Source organism: Formosa sejongensis (assembly GCF_033447105.1).
GTDB lineage: Bacteria > Bacteroidota > Bacteroidia > Flavobacteriales > Flavobacteriaceae > Formosa.
In genome coordinates this window covers 12,038-32,843 of sequence record NZ_JAWQUN010000032.1, presented here as the reverse complement: position 1 = coordinate 32,843, position 20,806 = coordinate 12,038, and the positions used below count along the sequence as shown (strand labels likewise).

General features: G+C 34.7%; 16 protein-coding genes and 1 pseudogene. 14 read left to right on the top strand and 3 right to left on the bottom strand.

What is annotated here, in order from left to right:
• The first annotated feature begins 279 nt into the window (after positions 1–279).
• The 4 genes from R6X41_RS18530 to R6X41_RS18515 all read left to right on the top strand — a co-directional run bounded on the left by R6X41_RS18530 (position 280) and on the right by R6X41_RS18515 (position 3,625).
• Positions 280–729 (top strand): hypothetical protein, encoded by a 450-nt coding sequence (locus tag R6X41_RS18530; RefSeq protein ID WP_318501850.1) that lies wholly within the window; start codon positions 280–282, stop codon positions 727–729.
• 304 nt (positions 730–1,033) lie between these two features.
• Positions 1,034–2,059 carry an LVIVD repeat-containing protein gene (locus tag R6X41_RS18525; protein WP_318501849.1) on the top strand — a complete coding sequence of 342 codons (1,026 nt, stop codon included), beginning with the start codon at positions 1,034–1,036 and terminating at the stop codon, positions 2,057–2,059.
• A gap of 386 nt (positions 2,060–2,445) precedes the next feature.
• A complete protein-coding gene (locus R6X41_RS18520) occupies positions 2,446–2,994 on the top strand; it encodes a hypothetical protein (RefSeq protein ID WP_318501848.1) in 549 nt (182 codons plus the stop codon).
• Positions 2,987–3,625, top strand: a complete 639-nt coding sequence (locus R6X41_RS18515) for a hypothetical protein (protein WP_318501847.1) — start codon at positions 2,987–2,989, stop codon at positions 3,623–3,625. Before R6X41_RS18520 ends, R6X41_RS18515 begins: the two co-directional genes overlap by 8 nt.
• A gap of 30 nt (positions 3,626–3,655) precedes the next feature.
• Here the strand turns inward: R6X41_RS18515 and R6X41_RS18510 are convergent, their stop codons facing one another.
• Positions 3,656–5,398 (bottom strand): leucine-rich repeat domain-containing protein, encoded by a 1,743-nt coding sequence (locus R6X41_RS18510; RefSeq protein ID WP_318501846.1) that lies wholly within the window; start codon positions 5,396–5,398, stop codon positions 3,656–3,658.
• Between the two features lie 268 nt (positions 5,399–5,666).
• Between R6X41_RS18510 and R6X41_RS18505 the strand changes: the two genes are divergently transcribed.
• The 10 genes and pseudogenes from R6X41_RS18505 (at position 5,667) to R6X41_RS18460 (ending at position 17,504) form a co-directional block, all read left to right on the top strand.
• Positions 5,667–7,829: an ankyrin repeat domain-containing protein gene (locus R6X41_RS18505; protein WP_318501845.1), complete on the top strand. Its 2,163-nt coding sequence runs from the start codon at positions 5,667–5,669 to the stop codon at positions 7,827–7,829.
• Positions 7,830–7,959: 130 nt separating this feature from the next.
• Positions 7,960–8,433 (top strand): annotated as a pseudogene (locus R6X41_RS18500) (SPFH domain-containing protein); the annotation flags it as partial.
• A 101-nt stretch (positions 8,434–8,534) separates the two neighbouring features.
• Positions 8,535–9,746, top strand: coding sequence for a leucine-rich repeat domain-containing protein (locus tag R6X41_RS18495; RefSeq protein WP_188465315.1), 1,212 nt, complete (start codon positions 8,535–8,537; stop codon positions 9,744–9,746).
• An 81-nt stretch (positions 9,747–9,827) separates the two neighbouring features.
• Positions 9,828–11,114, top strand: a complete 1,287-nt coding sequence (locus R6X41_RS18490) for a short-chain dehydrogenase (RefSeq protein WP_318501844.1) — start codon at positions 9,828–9,830, stop codon at positions 11,112–11,114.
• A gap of 11 nt (positions 11,115–11,125) precedes the next feature.
• A complete protein-coding gene (locus R6X41_RS18485) occupies positions 11,126–11,755 on the top strand; it encodes a hypothetical protein (RefSeq protein WP_318501843.1) in 630 nt (209 codons plus the stop codon).
• Between the two features lie 2 nt (positions 11,756–11,757).
• Positions 11,758–13,260, top strand: coding sequence for a WD40 repeat domain-containing protein (locus R6X41_RS18480; RefSeq protein ID WP_318501842.1), 1,503 nt, complete (start codon positions 11,758–11,760; stop codon positions 13,258–13,260).
• Positions 13,261–13,308: 48 nt separating this feature from the next.
• The gene (locus tag R6X41_RS18475; protein WP_318501841.1) at positions 13,309–13,599 is read left to right on the top strand and encodes a hypothetical protein; all 291 of its coding nucleotides are present in this window, start codon (positions 13,309–13,311) and stop codon (positions 13,597–13,599) included.
• A gap of 2 nt (positions 13,600–13,601) precedes the next feature.
• The gene (locus R6X41_RS18470) at positions 13,602–15,101 is read left to right on the top strand and encodes a WD40 repeat domain-containing protein (protein WP_318501840.1); all 1,500 of its coding nucleotides are present in this window, start codon (positions 13,602–13,604) and stop codon (positions 15,099–15,101) included.
• 39 nt (positions 15,102–15,140) lie between these two features.
• Positions 15,141–16,100, top strand: a complete 960-nt coding sequence (locus tag R6X41_RS18465) for a hypothetical protein (protein ID WP_318501839.1) — start codon at positions 15,141–15,143, stop codon at positions 16,098–16,100.
• Between the two features lie 24 nt (positions 16,101–16,124).
• Positions 16,125–17,504, top strand: coding sequence for a leucine-rich repeat domain-containing protein (locus R6X41_RS18460; protein ID WP_318501838.1), 1,380 nt, complete (start codon positions 16,125–16,127; stop codon positions 17,502–17,504).
• Positions 17,505–17,629: 125 nt separating this feature from the next.
• On the opposite strand, the gene R6X41_RS18455 is transcribed toward R6X41_RS18460, so the two are convergent.
• Both R6X41_RS18455 and R6X41_RS18450 read right to left on the bottom strand, forming a co-directional pair.
• Positions 17,630–19,399: a TPR end-of-group domain-containing protein gene (locus R6X41_RS18455; protein WP_318501837.1), complete on the bottom strand. Its 1,770-nt coding sequence runs from the start codon at positions 19,397–19,399 to the stop codon at positions 17,630–17,632.
• Positions 19,400–19,532: 133 nt separating this feature from the next.
• Positions 19,533–20,651 (bottom strand): DKNYY domain-containing protein, encoded by a 1,119-nt coding sequence (locus tag R6X41_RS18450; RefSeq protein WP_318501836.1) that lies wholly within the window; start codon positions 20,649–20,651, stop codon positions 19,533–19,535.
• Positions 20,652–20,806 lie beyond the last annotated feature (155 nt).

Here is a 20,806-nt window from a genome sequence, read left to right as displayed (position 1 = left end):
GCTAAGGTTGGGGCTTTCTGTAATTTCATAACCTAAAAATAAGACTTGAGAACTTAATTTACAAACAGTTATTCAATATAATAATAGATTCAATTGATTTGACCTTGCAACGGTCTTAAATTAATTAACTTTCAATTAAACGATTCACAACATTAAGATAACGTACTGTTTATAAAATCTAGCTACTTTTACTTTTATCTAAGTGCGTTGCGTTGTATCGTTTAACGTTTTAGTGACACCTATGTAGCCAACCCTTTGGGAACATAACTCTAAATGAAAATGGATATAGAAAAAGACGTTCATAACATCATTAATTATTCGCATAAGTATGCAAAAAATATGCTCAATACCGAAAAGGAATATTATCCTTTTGGAGCAAAAATAGATAACAATGGAGATTTAATAGCAGTTGGATATCATGACAATGAAACAGAATGTCCTGAAAACAAAAAAGCGATTGAAGAACTGACTGCCGTTTTTGAGCGAGAACTAAATACTGGAGACATTAAAGCTTATGCACTTACTTATAATGTGCGCTTAAAAACAGATCATTTAAAAGGCAAAGCAACCGCCATTCTGATTGATATTTATCATCGGCATTCTAATAAAATCCCAAAATACTATTTTACCTATTCTTGGAATGAAAACGACGAACTTATTTTTGGTGAAAGTTTCGGAATAAAAAAGAAAAACAAAATATCTACCTCTGCACAATTGGTGCTTCAATAATTTAATTCTTTAGAACATATAAATAACGTTCTTACTCAGAGGTATTTCTTAAAAAACGCTTTTATAAAGTTCTAGTTTGTATTTAATTTAAAAAAGTAATCTGCCCTATTTTGGCTTAAAGCTGAAACACATAATTCATGTTTTCTTATCGTTTTATGCTAATAAAAGTGAAACGATTAAAAAACATCCTACTGTTTATATGTCATTTAATTTAAAGCTTTTATATTAGTCCTCTGAATTTAACAAGAAAAAACATACACTTGTGTTTATTTCCTTGTTAGCAAATATTAAAAAAATAATAAACATGATTAAGTTAAGTAATATAAATACATACACAGAAACCCCTATTCAAATAATTGAGCCTGAGGAAATAGTAGAACATGACGTAGAAAGAGACTTTGGCAAATCAATGTTTTTTGATAATACCCTCATCACACGTCATACCAATAGATTTAAGATCTGGGACGTGACAGATATAACTACAATCAAACTAATTTCGACAACACCGTTAGACTGGGGCGGAGGTCAATTTGAAAAAGAAGGAAATATTCTTTATTTAGCCTATGGAGAAGGGTTTGGTCTTGATCAAATTTTAGTTTACGATATTTCTGATTTAAATAATCCCATCAAAGTAAAGGTCATCGAAGTACCTGAGTTTATCAAGTTTATTGTTGAATCTGGCATTATTTATTTGATTTCAAGTACAGAGAAAGCAGTACTTAAAGTAGCTGAAAATCAGGAAACAACTAAGATCATTGATTTGTCAAATGAAAATCAAACGATGTTCTTTGATACAGAAACTAATATTAGTAAAAGCGGAAAGAACATATTCATTACCTCTAGACATGAAGGTTTTTATGTTTATTCAGAATTAGAGCATAATAAGTATGAATTTATAAGTAAAGATAAGCCTGCAAATGGCTACTTACCTAATGATATGCAATGGCTCGTTCCTGATCAAGAAATGCTATTGATAGGAAATGATAACGTTGTACAATATAATGTAACAAATCTCAATAAGCTTAAAAGGTATAAAGCTGCAAAAATTAAAACGAATGAAATCTATGGCGCTTATGCAAAAAGGAATCAAGAACTCCTAGTGATAGGAAACACTGGAGCAAACGATAAGTTTGTTGTGGCCGTATTATCTCAAAACGAGGACGGTGGCATTACATTATCTCAAAAACCAAAAGTAGAGTGCAAAATAAAGAAACCATCTACTGGAAAAGTAGTAAAAGGCGATCCTGTTGTTGGGTTTCTATTGAAAGATGATTTTTTGCTAATCATTGGAAGAAACAACGGTTTTTTTCTCTTTAAAGCTACTGAATAACATGTGCTAAACATGGTGATAATTAATACGGATTTTGGTGCAGTACTAAAGTTTATTGTGTTTTTATAGCGTCCGCCAAATCTTTTTGATTTGGCTAAATGCTTCATCGGAAATGAATTACTTTTAATTCCCGTACTAACCAAATCCTAAACTTTATAGGCCTTTGATGCATGAGAAAAACAGGATGACTTGCTAATAATATTTACATCTTCAAGTTAGGCTCAAAAAGTATAAATAAACTGATTCCAGGAAAACTAAAAAACAATACTTAAAATTGAATGTCCCAAATAATAATATCCCGATTAAAAAGATTATTGACCTTACTCCTACTGCTTTTAAGTTTCACCACTTTTGCGCAATCGCATGCTAAGAATGATACACTAAACATGAACAGCTTAACCCACAAGACAAAACCGCAATTGATCGCACAGGCAAACACAATTATCGCTTCCAAATACCCCGATTTCACATACGATCTTAAAGCATACGAGATTACCACTTGGGCTAATAGTAAACAGGTAGTTGTTAAATACAGAAGGCTTATTAGATATACTCCTTTGGGAAAACAAGAGGGTTTACTAGGAAGCACTCTAGATTATGATTTTGAAGTTGATTTAACCAACCAAACCACTTCCTTTGATACTTGGGGCATGGATAACTTTTACATCCCTACAGCAGAAGAACAAGTAAAAATTGATTTTGTTATTGAGGCTTTCGGGTTGCCTCACCCACATTTTTACACAAATATTATTGAAGAATCAGAGACGTATCGTATCAACCTAGAAAAAGAATCATCATTCGCGTATTATGTTATCGATAAAACAACAGGCCTAGAATGTGATGGTGCCATACACGGAAATTATGAACCCATGCCTGAAGATCTGTTTGATAATGCACCCAAATTCCCCGATCCTTTAGTTGAAATTAATGACTAAATTAAATACTGTTTTACCACTTAAACCTATGACCAAGTTATTTACGTTACTCTTATTCCTTTTAAGTTTTGGGTCTTTTTCGCAAACAAATACTATGAATAATACAAAACCAAACCACTCAAAAATTGAATTCATAGCGCAAGCAGATAGTATTATCAATACTAAATACCCTGATTTTACATTTAATCCGCAGGAATATGAAATTACTGTTTGGTTTAACACCGAAATGACCTTGGTAAAATACCGACGCATCATCAAGTTTACCCCATTAGACAAAAAAGAGGCTCGTTTAAAATATAATCTGGAAGTAAATCTAACGACTCAAGCGGTTTCACCTTTTGATACCTGGGGTATGGACCGTTTTTATATTCCTACAGAACAAGAACAAGCACAAATAGATTTTGTAATCACGTCCTTTGGTCGCTCCCGATTTGGTTTTAACAATACCATTATTGAGGATACTGATATGTATCGTGTTACAGTAGATAATGATGTGGCTTTCGGGAAATACTTTTTAGACAAAACCACAGGTAAAGAAAGTATGGGATCTATAGAAGGCAGTTATGCTCCTATGCCAGACTTACCAACATTTCAGGAACTTCCTGATCCTTTAGTTGAAATTACAAAATAAGAGGTGTTGATTTCATTTTACGAATCGCTTTTATTCGAACTCGCTTTTTAATAAAAAATGAAACCGTTCAGGTAGAGTTTCTTTTAATTCTGTAGGGCCTTTAATTCTTAGATCTTTCATAGCAATTATGCTCTCTGGTAAGCTGATTTCAGTTGATGACACTCCAAGAATACGTAAATTGGTTAAGACGTTGATGCCTTCGGGAATTTCATTAATTCCACTATATCTTATATTGAGGTGCGTTAATCCTTTCACTTCTAAAACTTCAAGAGGAAATTTTCTTAAATCATTAGAAGACACAATAAGGGCTTTCAGGTGTTTTAATTCCTTAATTTCTGGTGGCAACGCTTGCAAGTCATTTCCATCAAGATCAAGTACTTCTAGTTTTTTAAGCGCTAAAATCCCTTCAGGAAAAATATTTAATTTACCCGTGATTTTAAGATATGTTAAGTTAGTAAAACGTGTTATTTCAGGATACCAACCTTTAACTTCTAATTGGGTGGTGCCTTCTATATCCATCAAATCAACCTGCAAGGATAATGGAAGACTCTCAAAGCGTGCTTCATCAATACCTTCGGGCAGACTGGACTTAATACAGTCTAATGCAGCACAAGGCCGCACAACATAAACACCGCCACCAACACGCTGGTAATGTCCAAAATTCTGTAACGATTCAATAAAAACCAAAGCGTTATCCATGCGTGATTCCGAAGGTATTTTAAAAACACGTACCCCTAGGTTATATACCGAACGGTAATCATACTTCGTAACATCTGGAATTTTAAAATGAATGGTTTCCTTTCCTATCTTATAGTCCATATAAGCAATACCTTCTCCTGTACCAGGTACAAATATGGGAATACCCTTAATTTCTGCAATCCCTTGCCAGCCTGTAGACGATAATTTTTGATAACTCGCCATTTTTAAACCATCGTGATTGGCACCTTTACGAAACATATACGCATTAGGGTCGTTGGTTTCTAAATACATGCTTTTTACTAAAGGTGGAGATTGCGGATACGGATTATCTTTTTTTCTATCCGCATCATAATAATCAAATATCAATGAATAGGTATAACTATCTACCCCTGTTTTTTCATCTTCTTTTAATTTACCATAGATGTTAGAACTATGAACAGGATCAAGTAAAATGTGCCAATCTTGATTCATTTTAAAAACAACACCACCACCAATACTATCATCAAACTTTGTACGCAAATTAACAAACTCTGTATAGTCTGCTTGTGCATATAGTTCGCGAAATTTATCGATAAACTGTATGCGGCTCATCTTAATGTCTTTATTGTACACTTCTGTATAGGAAATCTTAGTGGTATCTCCAGATTCAAGCCAATTGATATAAAACTCTGGGGTAAAGAACATACCCGAGTACACCGAATAATTAAAATGCGTATCGAAACGTTGCAGTTCTTGCCCCTTTTTATCCAATAACACGTGGCTTTTCACTTCCACAGGATGTGGGGGCGCATAGGCATCATACCTTCTAAATTCAACAGGTTCTAACCGGCTATAAACCAAATATTGCTCACGTTCTGGTAAGAAGAGATAAGCAGGACCATAGGCTTTTCCTCGCATGACTGGGGCGAGTTGGTATGTTGGTGCTTCCGTTTGATTGGCTTTATCTGAATGACTATAAATATCGTTTCGAAACAAGTATTTATAGGTCTCTAAATCCTTTAAATCAGATTTTTTAAACACCTGAAAAGCAGTTAGCATCAATCCCATTACCCCTCCTATTATGTAGTAAATCATTTTATTATTTCTTAAAATTAAGAATATGCTATGCATTCAAAAGTGCTTTAAATCCGTACTGTTTATAAACACAAACATACGTAAATATCACTTATACATTTCTTTTTTTTTGTAGTTGACTGAAACAGAGTCATCAACAATAGTAGACCAAAAATAACAGATTTTTAGTGCTCTAATTTTTGCCAAAAAAAGAAGCTTCATTATGACATTTAATAAAATTTACCTTTTCTTCGTGGATCTCAAATCTTACTAACCAACTTAATAGAAAATGGAGAACACGAACACGTACTGGGTATTATATCCTAATAATAGCGTAAAGGATTTACTTTACATATCAGATATTCCAGAAAACATTGCACTAAGCGACTGGATATCAGGAAAGAAAATAGACATACCAGAAGATGAAAGAATCCAGATACCAACTAAAAGTGTCATTGGAGAACGTCGAGGTGATATGGTACTTGGAGACTTACCTCTTTTCCATAGAGATTTCATTGGCTTCTTAAAGGAGTTTGGAATAGATAACATCCAATCTCAAGCGGTTGATTTAATAAATGATGAAAAGGAAGTTACTGATTTTAAATATTTGTTGCTGAATATTCTCGATGTCATACCATGCGTTAAAGCATACGACCTAGAGAATCCTCCATTCGCTGGGCCAGAACGATTCGAAATAGATGCCGATAAAACGAATGGACTTCATATTTTTCGTTTAGCAGAAAATCCAGAACTCATTATTATTAGTAAAGAACTACTAGTATTTTTAAAAGAAAAGGAAACTGTAGACATTATAGCCAAAGTAACTACTAAATATTTAAAATCTGAGAACCTATCAATTGAAGCATTAAAAAACACCAAAGAATTAATCAGTTACGTAAAAAAACTAAGGTATAAACGAGAATTTGATGAGGAACTGGTGCTCTCGCTTTTATCCAATGGCGCTGATGTCAACTTTTATAATCCAGGAGACTGGACATCCAAACCAGCAATCGTACTGGCACAAAACATCTCGAATGACACGAACCGAAGAAACATGATAGAACTTCTCTTTAAATGGGGCGTGGATGTAAACAGGGAATTTCAATATGGACATCTTATTAAAGAAGCCGCGAATGATGGCGATATTGAAGGTGTCAAATTCTATCTAGAGCACGGTGCTGTTGAAGGCTTTGAGGATGCGCTTACAGAGGCCATTGAAAAAGATCATATCGATATTATAAAACTCTTGGTAGAGAAAGGAGCTGATATAAACAACCCGCCAGCATTAAAAAGCTGTTGTGAAGCTTACCGATGTAACTATAAGAAAAATAGTGAAAAAGCGATACCAGGACCTATTCCAGGAATAGAAACTGCTAAATATCTAATTTCGAAAGGGGCAGACGTTAATAATTCTGAGTCGTTCAGTTCTGCTGTTGTACACGATTTTAAGGAATTAGTAATACTACTTTTTGAAAACGGAAAAACCATTTTAGAGACTGAGCAAGGTATGCTATCACAAGCTAAATCTGCTAAAATGATCCACTTGCTTGTTAAATTAGGATATGACCCTCTAGAATTAAATGAAAAGGATCAATCAACCTATCTAATGGACTCTATATTTTGGGGAAAAAAACAACTATTCAAAGCTTTTCTAAAATATGACATAGACTTGTATGCCACGGATAAGGAAGGTAAAACAGCTTTTCATTATGGAGTAAGAAGTGAAAATAAGAAGATTGTTGCGTATCTACTCTCCATTTATGACTTAGAACGCGTTAATAAAATATTGCCTGTATTAGGTATTGCAGATAACCCCGCTATTGATGCTTTGTTGAAAGAAAAACTAGGGATAGTTACTGTTGCAACAGAAGTAAGTGGCGATGTATATCCCACAGACTTTAGCAATCCTGAGTTCAAGAACTTGAAGGCACTACAAAGTAAACTGAGTACCGAAATTGCTGCTACAAACCAAGAACTGTATAAATCTCTTGCCGAAATTGGTCGCATCACTTCAAAAGCACTTTTAAACAATCTTTACAAAGAGATGGAGGAAAACCTTTCAAATTGGACAGCTATTGAAGTACCCCAGTGCATTGTTTTAGAATATCCGGGAACGGTTACAGATCCTTTTGATGGATCAGCGATGTTTTATGGTTATGAAACGTGCTCAAAAAGTGAAGAAGAAGTGTATAACCTAGAAAACCCTGTAGATAGTTTGGATGAGGGGGCATTGGGCAGTGAATACCTTTTTGATGAAATTGACGACTTTTTAGAAGAGTTCCCTAATCAATCCACAGAGATATGCGATTATTACAAATATCACGCTTTTATACAACTGCATGCTATTTTTGATAAACTTGAAAAAGCAGGTAAGTTCAAGGTGGACAAACCAACGCTGATTTTCGGAAGAGCGCATGATGAAGATCCTGTGCTTATCTATAAGATTGGTTAAATTTGCAGGCAGAATTGATTGTATATTTTGGTCATTCTGATAAGTATCTGACAGACAATATATAGTGAGGAGCATTCACTAAAATTATAATGACAACAAACCTGAGTTTCTTAAATAGAAGATAATAGATATGGGATTATTTGATAAAATACGTGGCGAATTCGTTGACATCATCGAATGGTTGGATGATTCGAACGACACTATGGTCTATCGATTTGATCGATACCAAAACGAAATTAAGAATGGCGCTAAGCTGACTGTTCGAGAAGGGCAAATAGCTGTTTTCATCAACGAAGGACAGATTGCAGACGTGTTTGCACCAGGGATGCACGAGCTAGCAACGGCAAACCTACCTATCCTCTCTACTTTACAAGGATGGAAACACGGTTTCAACAGTCCGTTCAAAGCGGAGTTTTACTTCATCAGCACTAGAAATATTACTGCTCAAAAATGGGGAACTAAGAGCCCTATTACTTTGAGTGATCAACGATTCGGAATGTTAGAAATCCGTGCGTTTGGCACCTATGTAATTCGTGTCAACGATGCACCTCTTTTCATCAAAGAGATCGTAGGGACAGATGGTCATTTCACGACTGATGAGATTTATATATAAAACCTCAGTTAGGTGGAAGACCGTCACCAAAATGGAGAATATTTCAGAATAAAATTCGATAGAACGAGAATAATAAAACAATCAAATTAAAAATGGATAAACAACCAGTAATGTTCTCGGGTAGAGGTTCGAGACTTGAAGAAGATTTGCTTTCTTTAACTTTAGATGTAACTCATGTCTCTCTAGATGAGTTTTTTGAGCCAAATATTGACTTCTTAAAAGATTGTGTCGATATAGAAGAGATTAAGATATATGCACAATCTAAAAGTCATCATAAGCCTTATCACGATGATTTCACTTTAGACATCTCTGTGATCAGCAATTTTCCGAAGCTAAAAAGCTTGACAATTACTCGCTGCCCTGTACTCGACACGACGCCGTTAGAACAAACGACTCAATTGGAAGAAATATTCTTTGCGGGTGTTAATATTGAGAATCTTGACTTTCTCAATGGGTATAGCGACTTAGTCTATCTTTCGATTTATAATAGTCATGTTAATAATATTGACGTTTTGGCTAAGTGTAAAAATTTAGAATCTATAACTGTAGCTGAGTCTAAAATCACTTCTATTGAGTCTTTATCTAACCTTACAGAATTAAGAATTCTAGACCTTTCGAAAAATCAGATCAGTGACTTTTCTCCAATATATGGTTTGACCAAAATGGAACGTCTTGATATTAAGGGAAACATCTCTACGTTATACCACGAGATCCCTTATGTAGCTCAGTTGGAAAGTAAAGATTTCGTCATAAGAAATTTTACCGATGAGCAATTAGACCATTGGAAACAAATTTTTAGAGGGTGGGCTGTTGAAGGCAAATTACTCGATGCGGTAGACATCATTGCCAAGCGCCTAGTTGAAATCACCGAAAAAGAGAACGAATTCATTTTTGCTTTTGAATCTGATGATATGGATGATCAGCTTCTTAACGTATCATTTTCGAAAGAGACTCTAGATAATCCAAAAGAGATAAACGAGAAAATCCCTGATAGTGCAAGTCAGGTGTCAAAAATCACCACGGAGATATTTATCTACTTCGATGACTATCCTGAGGCTCTAAAATTTGACTTGAAAGAGGTTAAAGCAAAGGATAACCTATTAACATTTGCTTCCATTGGTACTCATGGCCATAAAGTATCATGGGATACTAATAGTCCTGTAGGCGACAATGATTTTTCCATAGTTCGAAAAGGTCAAATGAATATGGAAGCTGTAGAAGCAAACACATTGGGTCAAGTGATCATTGGCGTATTATTCATGAATATTAGTTCAGATGCATACGTAGAAGGGCTTTTAGACTAGAAAATCCTCAACTAAAATTTCCAAAGCCAGAATCAAATAATATCGAAGGCAGCCTACTCAGTCCTTGTAATTAACGACCCTATGAAAAACATCATTCTATCACTATTAATAATCTTATCTATCAGCTGTTCTGATCAAGAAAAAACGGACTTAGAACTATTAGAAAATGACAAAACTGCATTGAAAGAAAAGCTTGATTCTTACAAAGTCACTTCCTACAAATTTGCTAAAATTCTAATTAGAGCATCTGCCGAAAAAGATAGCATTTCACCTGAGTTCATGTCCTTTAAAGCTGATATTGATAGAGTTTTTAAAACCGTAGCAAAATATGATGTTGAAAACTCAGAAAATTTATCATTACTCGATTATATCTCTATATATCGTGATTATAAAAACATGGAAGATTTTATAATGAAAACGGACGAAGATATTTTTCCAACATTAACAGACGCTTTTAATGTTACTTACGGAGATTCTATTAGTCAGCAAAAAGAGTACGCTACAGGAAAGGAGAAAGCATATATCCAAAATATAGAGCATGCCGTATTAAGTGCTATTGTAATATTAAGTAAAGATTTAGGTAAAGAAGTATCTCTTTATGAATGTGTAAAAACCAATCCCGAATTACTTCCGGATTCTGAAATTAAAACGTTGTTACAATTCTTCAGAGGGTTTTTGTTTTTTGAAAAAGGCCTTTACTATTTATCAGAAGATGAATTAGCAAGGAATATAAATTGGTTGAATGAAAATAAGAATATCGATTTAGCATATACCAGATCTATGTTTCAGTGGGGAAATCTTGACAATAAAAAAACGCACATCGCATTTCATTCTTTAAATCATCTTTTCAGAGGTTTTGACAGATTGATGATGGAAAGACAGATTGATGAAGAGCGTGCGTTAAAAGATTTTGAGATTTTTTTAAAAGACAGCAAAGAAATTGGTTTAGACAATGAAATAATTTGGTCTGTAGAAACCTTCTTATATTTAAAAAATGAAGAAAATGAAAAAGCTATAGTTTCTTTACAAAAGCTAAAAACGAGTAAACTACTTTCTAAAGACGACAAAGAGCGGATAGATGAATCTATAGTTTATGTGAATAACAGAAAACCTGGGGAAGTATTAAATGGGGTTTATGACAAATATTTTTTAAGCGAAATTGCGGTAAAGTACATGTTCTCAGTTTTATCTAAAGTGGATTGGGAACAAGTAATGAAAGAACAAAACGTGCCTCATACTGAAGAGATGTTTAAATCCATTAACAACACAACAGAATTTCTACAAAACTTAGAGAAATACTCTAGTGCAGAACAGCTAAAAGAGACTGGAACATCCATCTGGAACAAAACAAAGGGGTTAGTAGAATAATAACTGTAATTATGTTGAGATATATCATTAAAAAAAATGCCAAATACGGTTTGATTGATAAAAAAAATGGCCAAGAGATCATCAATCCTGAGTTCAAGAACTTGAAGGCACTACAAAGTAAACTGAGTACCGAAATTGCTGCTACAAACCAAGAACTGTATAAATCTCTTGCCGAAATTGATCGCATCACTTCAAAAGCACTTTTAAACAATCTTTACAAAGAGATGGAGGAAAACCTTTCAAATTGGACAGCTATTGAAGTACCCCAGTGCATTGTTTTAGAATATCCGGGAACGGTTACAGATCCTTTTGATGGCGCAGCGATGTTCTATGGTTATGAAACGTGCTCAAAAAGTGAAGAAGAAGTGTATAACCTAGAAAACCCTGTAGATAGTTTGGATGAGGGGGCATTGGGCAGTGAATACCTTTTTGATGAAATTGACGACTTTTTAGAAGAGTTCCCTAATCAATCCACAGAGATATGCGATTATTATAAATATCACGCTTTTATACAACTGCATGCTATTTTTGATAAACTTGAAAAGGCAGGTAAGTTTACACAATTTAAGACATCAAAACCTATTCTATTTTTAGGAAGAGGGCATGATGAAGCCCCTGTACTAATTTATAAAACAAAATAATTATGACATTTAATACTATATGCGATAGTGAGTCGCCAAAAGACGCACTCTATGAGTTACTTAAAATTTTAGCGATTGATATAGAAAGTGAAGCTGTTTTAAAGGCTATTATAAAAGGGGCTAAAAATTTTACAATGGAGGATGACACACTTGTCGTGGAAATGATGAGCGGAGAAAACCTATACATCTATCCGCCCGAAGAAGGAAAAATATATGCTAAACAACCACCACGATTTCAGGAGTTGATTTCCGCTTTTAGTGGTCTATCTTACCCAGAAGAGGATGATTTAGGTCTTCACTTTGGAGCATTCGAAGTTGATTCTGAATTCCCAGAGTTAAAGCAAGCCTTTGCACCAATTCAAGAATACGATAACTGGTACTATTACAATAGTGAAAACGAACTTTGCTATATCAGTCATGAAGGTGGTAGTGGAGCACGTGCAAAGTATACTGACACAGGTGTTAACTATCTATATGAACTGGCTCAACTGCTCTTTATTGATCTTGACAAGATCCGTGCATCACTTCCATTTGAGTCGAGCATTAGGCTGGTTAAATCTAAAACGTATATAAGCTTCGACAAGGCAAGAGATACTGTGGCACAAGTCAAGATCTCTCCAGATGGAAAAATACTTTCTATGAGTGGGGACGAACCTGGTTCCGTACAATTGGTAACCTCTACAGGAGAAACGGTACTAGAATACTCTAAAGACTACATGATATTTCCAACCGCATTTTCGTCTTGCGGTTCTTACTTTGCTTTTGGGAGTAGAGATCGTAAAATCACCGTTATTGATATGGCAAGCATGGATGTGAAGTGGGTGTTTTATGGTGACGATGATCGAATTGAACCAGAAGTATTAGCAGATGAGACTATAAAGCTTACTATAGGAGAATCTAGTGGTCACAACAATTGGTTAAAATCACTCACCTTTTCTTTAGACAACAATATCCTATTCTCTGGGAGCAATGGTGTTATTTCAGGACATAATTGCGAAACAGGGACGCTCTTATTCACTAAGACCTACGAAAAGAAAAAACGTTCTTGGGTGAATGTACTCGAAATAATAAATGAAGAGGAGTTACTCATAAGTAGCAAAAAGGTTAAAACTATCATGCCTTCCACTCAAAAAACAGTACACAAGTTTCCAATTTCTGATAATGGTGTACTAAGTGGTACAGTAAGTAAAGACAAGGAGCTTGTTGTTCTTAGTAAAAGTGACACACAGCTTTATAAAAGCAATGGAGAGAGGATACGCAAGATATCAGTTGAGAGAGCATTTGCTGTAGCTATTTCGAGTGACAATAGTATGGTAGCAATGGTGAGAGATGCACCGTGCGTGGATATCGTGAGTATAGAAGGTGAGTTGTTGTGTCGTTTGCCATTAGGTGGTGAACAAAATAGTATGATGAGCGCTTACTCTGTTGAGTTCATCAATAATAAAACACTGCTAGTTGGCTTTACAAGTGGAGTAGTTGAACTTAAAATTGAGGATGTTCTGTAGGTGGTTTGATTGATAAACGTATCTAATGAACAATAAAACAAAATAATTATGCAGATAGAAGAAGATGAAGAGTTGGTTCAAGTGATTCTTGATGGGAATATTCAAGATGTGATGGATGTATATTCATCGAAAGCTTATGGCTGGATAGATAAATGTATTCCTTTACAATCATCAGAAATATGTGATTATTACAAATATCACGCTTTTATGCAACTGCATGCTATTTTTAATAAACTCGAAAAGGCAGGTAAGTTTACACAATTTAATACATTAAAACCTATTCTATTTTTAGGAAGAGGTCATGATGAAGCCCCTGTACTAATTTATAAAACAAAATAATTATGACATTTAATACTATATGCGATAGTGAGTCGCCAAAAGTTGAATTCTATAAGCTACTTAAAATTTTAGCTATAGATATTGAAAGTGAAGCCGTACTAAAATCTATAGTGGAGGGTGCAGAGAATTTTTCTATGGAAGAAGACACGCTTGTTGTAGAGATGATGAGCGGAGATAACCTTTACATCTATCCGCCCGAAGAAGGAAAAACATATGCTAAACAACCACCACGATTTCAGGAGTTGATTTCCGCTTTTAGTGGTCTATCTTACCCAGAAGAGGATGATTTAGGTCTTCACTTTGGAGCATTCGAAGTTGATTCTGAATTCCCAGAGTTAAAGCAAGCCTTTGCACCAATTCAAGAATACGATAACTGGTACTATTACAATAGTGAAAACGAACTTTGCTATATCAGTCATGAAGGTGGTAGTGGAGCACGTGCAAAGTATACTGACACAGGTGTTAACTATCTATATGAACTGGCTCAACTGCTCTTTATTGATCTTGACGAGATACGTGCAGCACTCCCGTTTGAGTCTCATATAAAGCTGGTTAAAACAAAAGAGTATCTAAGCTTTCGAGAGGCAAGAGATACTGTGGCACAAGTCAAGATCTCTCCAGATGGCAATATCTTTTCTATGAGTGGAGACGAACCTGGTTCCGTACAATTGGTAACCTCTACAGGAGAAATGGTACTAGAGTACTCTAAAGACTCCATGATATTTCCAACCGCATTTTCGTCTTGCGGTTCTTACTTTGCTTTTGGGAGTAGAGATCGTAAAATCACCGTTATTGATATGGCAAGCATGGAGGTGAAGTGGGTGTTTTATGGAGACGATGATCGAATTGAACCAGAAGTGTTAGCGGATGAAACCTTGAAGAAAACTGTGGGAGCATCGAGTGGACATAATAGGTGGTTGATATCACTCACCTTTTCTTTAGACAACAATATCCTATTCTCTGGGAGCAATGGTATTATTTCAGGACATAATTGCGAAACAGGGACGCTCTTATTCACTAAGACCTACGAAAAGAAAAAACGTTCTTGGGTGAATGTACTCGAAATAATAAATGAAGAGGAGTTACTCATAAGTAGCAAAGAGGTTAAAACTATCATGCCTTCCACTCAAAAAACAGTACACAAGTTTCCAATTTCTGATAATGGTTTACTAAGTGGTACTGTTAGTAAAGACAAGAAACTTGTTGTACTTAGTCATAGTGACACGCAAGTTTTTAAAAGTAATGGAGAGAAGATACGTAAGATATCAGTTGAGAGAGCCTTTGCTCTAGCTATTTCGAGTGACAATAGTATGGTAGCAATGGTCAGAGATGCACCGTGCGTGGATATCGTAAGTATCGAAGGCGAGTTGTTGTGCCGTTTGCTATTGGGTGGTGAACAAAATAGCGCGTTTTGCTATTCTATTGAATTCATCGATAATAAAACACTATTGGTTGGCTTTACAAGTGGAGTAGTTGAACTTAAAATTGAGGGAGTTCTATAAGAGGTTTGATTGATAAACGTATCTAATAAAAAACAACAAATGCGAGCACATAGAGAATTAGTTCAAGTCATATTAGATGGAAATGCACAAGCTGTTATAGGCGTGTTTTCATCTAGAGCTTATGGCTGGATAGATAAATGTGTTCCTTTACGACCATCAGAAATAGATGAAGTTGTTGAGTCATTGCAATTACCAGAGTCAGACTCGGCAGCCATAACGTACCACACATTAAAAGCTGTGTTAGGTGATATTGATGAACATAAAGAATACAGCGAAGCGTGGGGTGATGCGGAAGGCATTAAAGAACGAATTGAGGAACTATCAAAGGCTATAGAACTTAGTAACGGTTATGAATGGGTTTACCTATATAAGCTAGCAGGCATTGTTGAAGACGGTAACGAAGCCTTTATTTCAAGCGCTAGGAAAAAGACCACTGACCCACAACAATTGGCGTTTCTCAAAACCTTTGAAGATGCTAAAAGATCACAAAAACCAGAGATTATCTTAAATACAAAGGATTTCTCATTTATGAGCCCTTTATTAGATGAAGCTATTACACAGGAATTAGGAATTGATCTTAGATATGGTGCTTCAAACTTTAGCACACCCGAGGAGCGCATGGAAGCAGAAAAGAGCTTTGATGCTTTTGAATATTATGTAAGTAACAGGCCATTTCCTATATGCTTTGGTACGCATCTTATTAATTATGCCATACAAATGGCTGCGCGTTGGGAAAACAAAGCATTTGCAGATAGGGTGCTTCCATTCATCAGTAAAATAATGCCAAGTTTCAAGACTTATACGTCTCTCTCAAGGTTTTACGTCACCTACCCAAACAGAGAAAAACATATTGAAAACTTAAAGTTGGCAACAGAGTATGGAGCAAATGATGATGATTTTGGTTGGGTGAGTTGGGACGATAACCCTTGGAAGGATGATGAAGAATCAATAAAATATCAACCTAAATCGATATTTGATTATCCGTTGGATGAGGATTAAACTATTTATTAAAAAAATATTAGAATGAAACACGAAACAAGAGAGCTCGATAATTATTTTCAAAAAATGATTTCTGCTTTAGCAGAAAGTAGCAATATGTGGATTATAGAGCATCCTGAAATAGTGGAAAGACTTAATATATGGGATTGGCAATCAGATTTAAAAAAAACAGAAAGAAAGGTTTTAGACCTATACATTCAATCAAACTTTAATTTCAACATTGGTACCATAGCTATTAGTTGGGACAGCTACTATAATTTAGGTGCCACTATTTATTTTGCACCTACTAATGAATACCAGGAATGGAAAAGTGAAGATTGGTTGGACTTTGATATTGATTTAAGTGATATAATCAATCCTATATTTTTAGGTATAGAAGATTGGTCGACCGAATTAGGTGATGAATTAGAACTCTTTAGCAACCTGTTTTCAGGAATAATAGCTTATGCATTTATTAATTCCTTTGAAAGTTCAGCTTTTAAAAAACTTAATAAAACGGAACAATATATATTACTAAGTGCTACTTGTGAAGATAGCGAATTCTCACTTATTCATAATGCTGAAGAGCCTGAATCATACGATTTATACTTTCCTATCAATACACCACCTGTAACTGCTTCTGATGGTCATGGCGTCTTATTTGGACAAGCCTATTCTTATGACACAAAACACATTAGTAGCAATCAAACAAGACTTGGTTTTGTGCCTGATTCCATTGGATCTTTCCAACAGGTAGAAGAATTAGATCTTAGCCACGGGTATTTAAAAAACCTTCCGATAACGATTTTTCTATTACCAAAATTAATCACTTTAAACTTAAAGGCTAACAAACTAAAAACGATTAATGTTTGGTTAGATAAGCTTTTAAATTTAACCAACTTAGATATATCAAACAATCTGCTTACAGAATTACCTAACACGCTTTGCTCTTTATCTAAATTGAAGCAATTACATTTAGAATACAATAAATTGATAACAATACCTAAAGGCATGGAGGTAATGAAAACCCTTGAATTTCTTAACCTGAATAGCAATACTCTAGTAGAGTTACCTAAACTACCTGAGAACCTTACTTGGCTAAATTTATATAACAATCAACTAAAAAGTCTTCCAGAATCGTTTAAAAACCTAAAAAATCTTGAAACGTTAGTGCTTTCAAAAAATGCATTTAGTTCTGTTCCTAAAGAAATATTTAAACTCACGTCCTTAAAATCTATAGAATTAGGGGATAACATTATTGAAGATTTGCCAGATGAATTATTGTCTATGCCTAACCTAAAACAAATTAGAGTTTTTCCTAATATATTTTCAATTGAGAAAAGAAAAATACTCCGCGAAAAATATGGTGAAAGGTTATTTGTAGGATATGATACTAGTGAAAGTTCGTTTATGAAGAGGGTATAAATTCAAGTTTTCAAAAACATGAACAGTTATTTTATAAATCTATTCCTGTAAAAATAAATGGAGTCTTTATTTCTTCTTAATAAACCTAAGATTAATAAAGACTCATTTTATTCTATAAACCACTTTTATTCATGATTTAAAACACTCATAAATTCTTCATCGTTAAGGTAAGGAGCAAAGTCTGAATCACCAATAAACTGTTTTGCTTTTTTTCCCAGTGTAGAAGCCCGTTTTGCGGTAATAATTAAATTACTTCTATCTCCCTTACTAGCATAATAGCAGGCCAGATTGTAAAGTAAGGGTGCATATTTACAATCCTCTATGGTAAAATCTTTTACCAAAACGTTTGATAATACTTTTTCTCCAATGGCGTAATCTTTAGTATGAACACTCAATACTATAGCCATACTTGCTGTGATATAATTGTTGCAAGATTTATTTAAATGAGTTACTAGCTTTGCACAAAAATGATTAAAAGTTTTTGTTGCTTTTTCATGTTCTTTTTTAACTATACAATCAGCCATTCGCTGTCCTGTATAGGCTGAAATTTGTCCTGCCCAATTGGGATCTTGACCCTGATTCTTAGCTAGTTTTTCCATAAATTCATTATAGGCTAGCAAATCATCATCAGAGTTATTGATTGTTTTAAAGAGTTTATCTAGCTTTCTTTTAAGGGCTGCATCTACTTTCTTTTGCTTAAGTTCTTCTAGACAGTTTGCTAATTTGTCCATAGCCAACTGGGTTTCTTCAGATTCATATAAAAAAAGATTCGAGTTTGGATAGCGGGTTTCAGGTTCAGACTCGGTCATCCATCTAATGATATTTCTGAAATCATCAATAAGTTGGTTTTTGAGTGTTTCGTTATCTGCTGTTAATTGCTCAATAAAGGCATGTGCTTTTTTTGAATCATTGAGATAAAGTGCAATTATAGCATCCCTATAGTCGTGTACACCACTCTTGGGATCTGTTATTAGCAGATTACAATAGAAGGCTAATGCCTCAAATGTAACTTCTTGGTAAGCTTTGTCACGGATAAGCCTATAACCAAATTCAGAGATATCTTTTAATGGTAATTTTATAGCGTGTCCTTCAGACTTGAGCATTGGTAATTCTAAGAGCGCCTTTTCGTAATTTTCTATTGGACCATCTTGAAGACTATCTACATAATCTTCTTGTAGAAGTTTCTTAATTTTTGTTTTTTCTAATTTCTTAAGAAACTTATCAAGTTCAGGAACTACTAAACTGGCGTCGTTGCCAAAATTTTCTGGTTCAGAGGTTTCATCGTTCAATTCAAAAAGTAAGCAAGGACTCCAGTCATGATTGTTTGCAAAAAAGTAAAAAGGTTTTTCAATTTTCAGTTTATTAAACGCATCACTCTGTACAACAGCAGACATAGCAAGGTGCATGGCGTAGAACATACGTGCTGTAAAAAGGTTGATAAAATCATCTATTAGCGCGTGTTCTCCACCTTCACAGTCAATATAGGTAAAGAGTGGAAAACAAGCATCAGCCACATTAAATCCGCCACAATCACTAAACTCATTTTTACCAAACTGTAAACCACCATCAAAATCATCTCTAACCCGAGCTGTTTTATCTGATTTGAAACCTTTAAGATTAGGCAATTTCTTGAAACTGCTGTAACCATAACCTAGCGCATAGGGTGCCTCATCACCATCATAATACCACTCAAAACCTGCAGCTTGAATAACAACGGTGTCATTATTCCATCTAAACGATTTTTGTAGGGTGTTAATCATATAATTAACAACATTATCTAGTGGTTGATTATCGTAGTATTCCAAAAGAGGTTCTAACTTTTTTGGCACTTTGATAAAGGCTTTTCTCGCTAATGTCATTCTTGACAAAAGCTCTTTTTTAATGATATTATTCATATTGTAATATGTCTTATGTGATATATTTCTCTATTATTAATTTCTGTTTTGATGGTATTAATTTACTCATAAAAAGTACCAATTTAACCAGCGGTTTACTCATAATTCAATTTTTAAAACGCCTTTTTAGATGCTAATTTTCGCTAATTTCGGCACCAGCATACGTATGGTTTTTATCCTTATAAACCCAGCTATCTTTCTCTATAGCTCCAAAAGTTTCCAAATCGACACCTTCCATTTTAACGCCCCAGTGATAGACGTGGTTTTTGTCCCGAGCATATTGATCGTAGTCATAAAGCGCAAAGGTTGCTAAATCCACACCGGCAATTTTCTTACCGTCATAGTAAACGTTTTGGTCGTCTTTTGCATAGGCTTTAGTAGCGCTTTCTAAGACCATGAAATGCGTTCTGTTGGCATCTTCCATCAATACGCCTTCGTAAATCACGCTATTGTCGAATAGAAGATAGTCCTTATGTAAAAAGGCTATATTATCTAAAGACTCATAACTGAATTTTTTGAGTTGGCTTGGGTCTCCTCCATCGTTCGTCCTCAAGTAATCGTAGATAAAATGTGCATCTGCCACGTATCTTTCATTAAGCATTTTGAATGTTAGAGGATCTATCTCACAGGGTATGATGTCAAAAGAACTTCTTTTATAAACCCTATGGTTGTCTTTGCAGAAATACTCGTTGATGGGTGTGAAAGTCTCATAGTGGACGTCTATCATTTTATAGCCATAAAACCAGTTTTTAGCATCGGTTCCCCACTCCCAATCTTCAGATTCTTTGTAGGTTTCAGGATCTGCACCTTCAAGAACAAACAACTTTTTATCGGTTTTTAAGGTGCTTTGAATCGAATAAGCCATATTTTCAATAGGGATATATACATGGTCTTTATCAAACCCTAATCTATCTGAAGTTCTAAAGGAATGGATATCGACTTCGTCATCAATAATATATTGACAAAAGAAAATATGGTCCTTGTCTTTAGCAAAATCGCTAGACAAAGGCATAAAAGATTTCACATCTGCATCTAAAGTTTGATTTCCTAATTCGAACCAATTGCCCATGGGACTATATCGAATCTCTTTTCCCGATTTACCATAGTAGTAATTATTTGAAATTTCTTTGTTGACTGCTCCGGAAAAAGGACTACAGGCTTGCCCAATAAAAGAGGCAATTGCTAACAGGACGAACCCGACAGGAGACGCCTTCGATTTGGTTATTTTTTTAATAATTATATTTAGTATCATAACGGCTAGAAATGCAGTTAAGTAAGGGTGGTTATAGAAAAATTGCATGTCACGAATATATGTAATTTATTCAAAAGTTACCCTCTGATGGCTGTTTCATTGATAGCGTTAATTTTCCGAATGGTGATGGGAAATAAATGTTGTATTGAGACCAA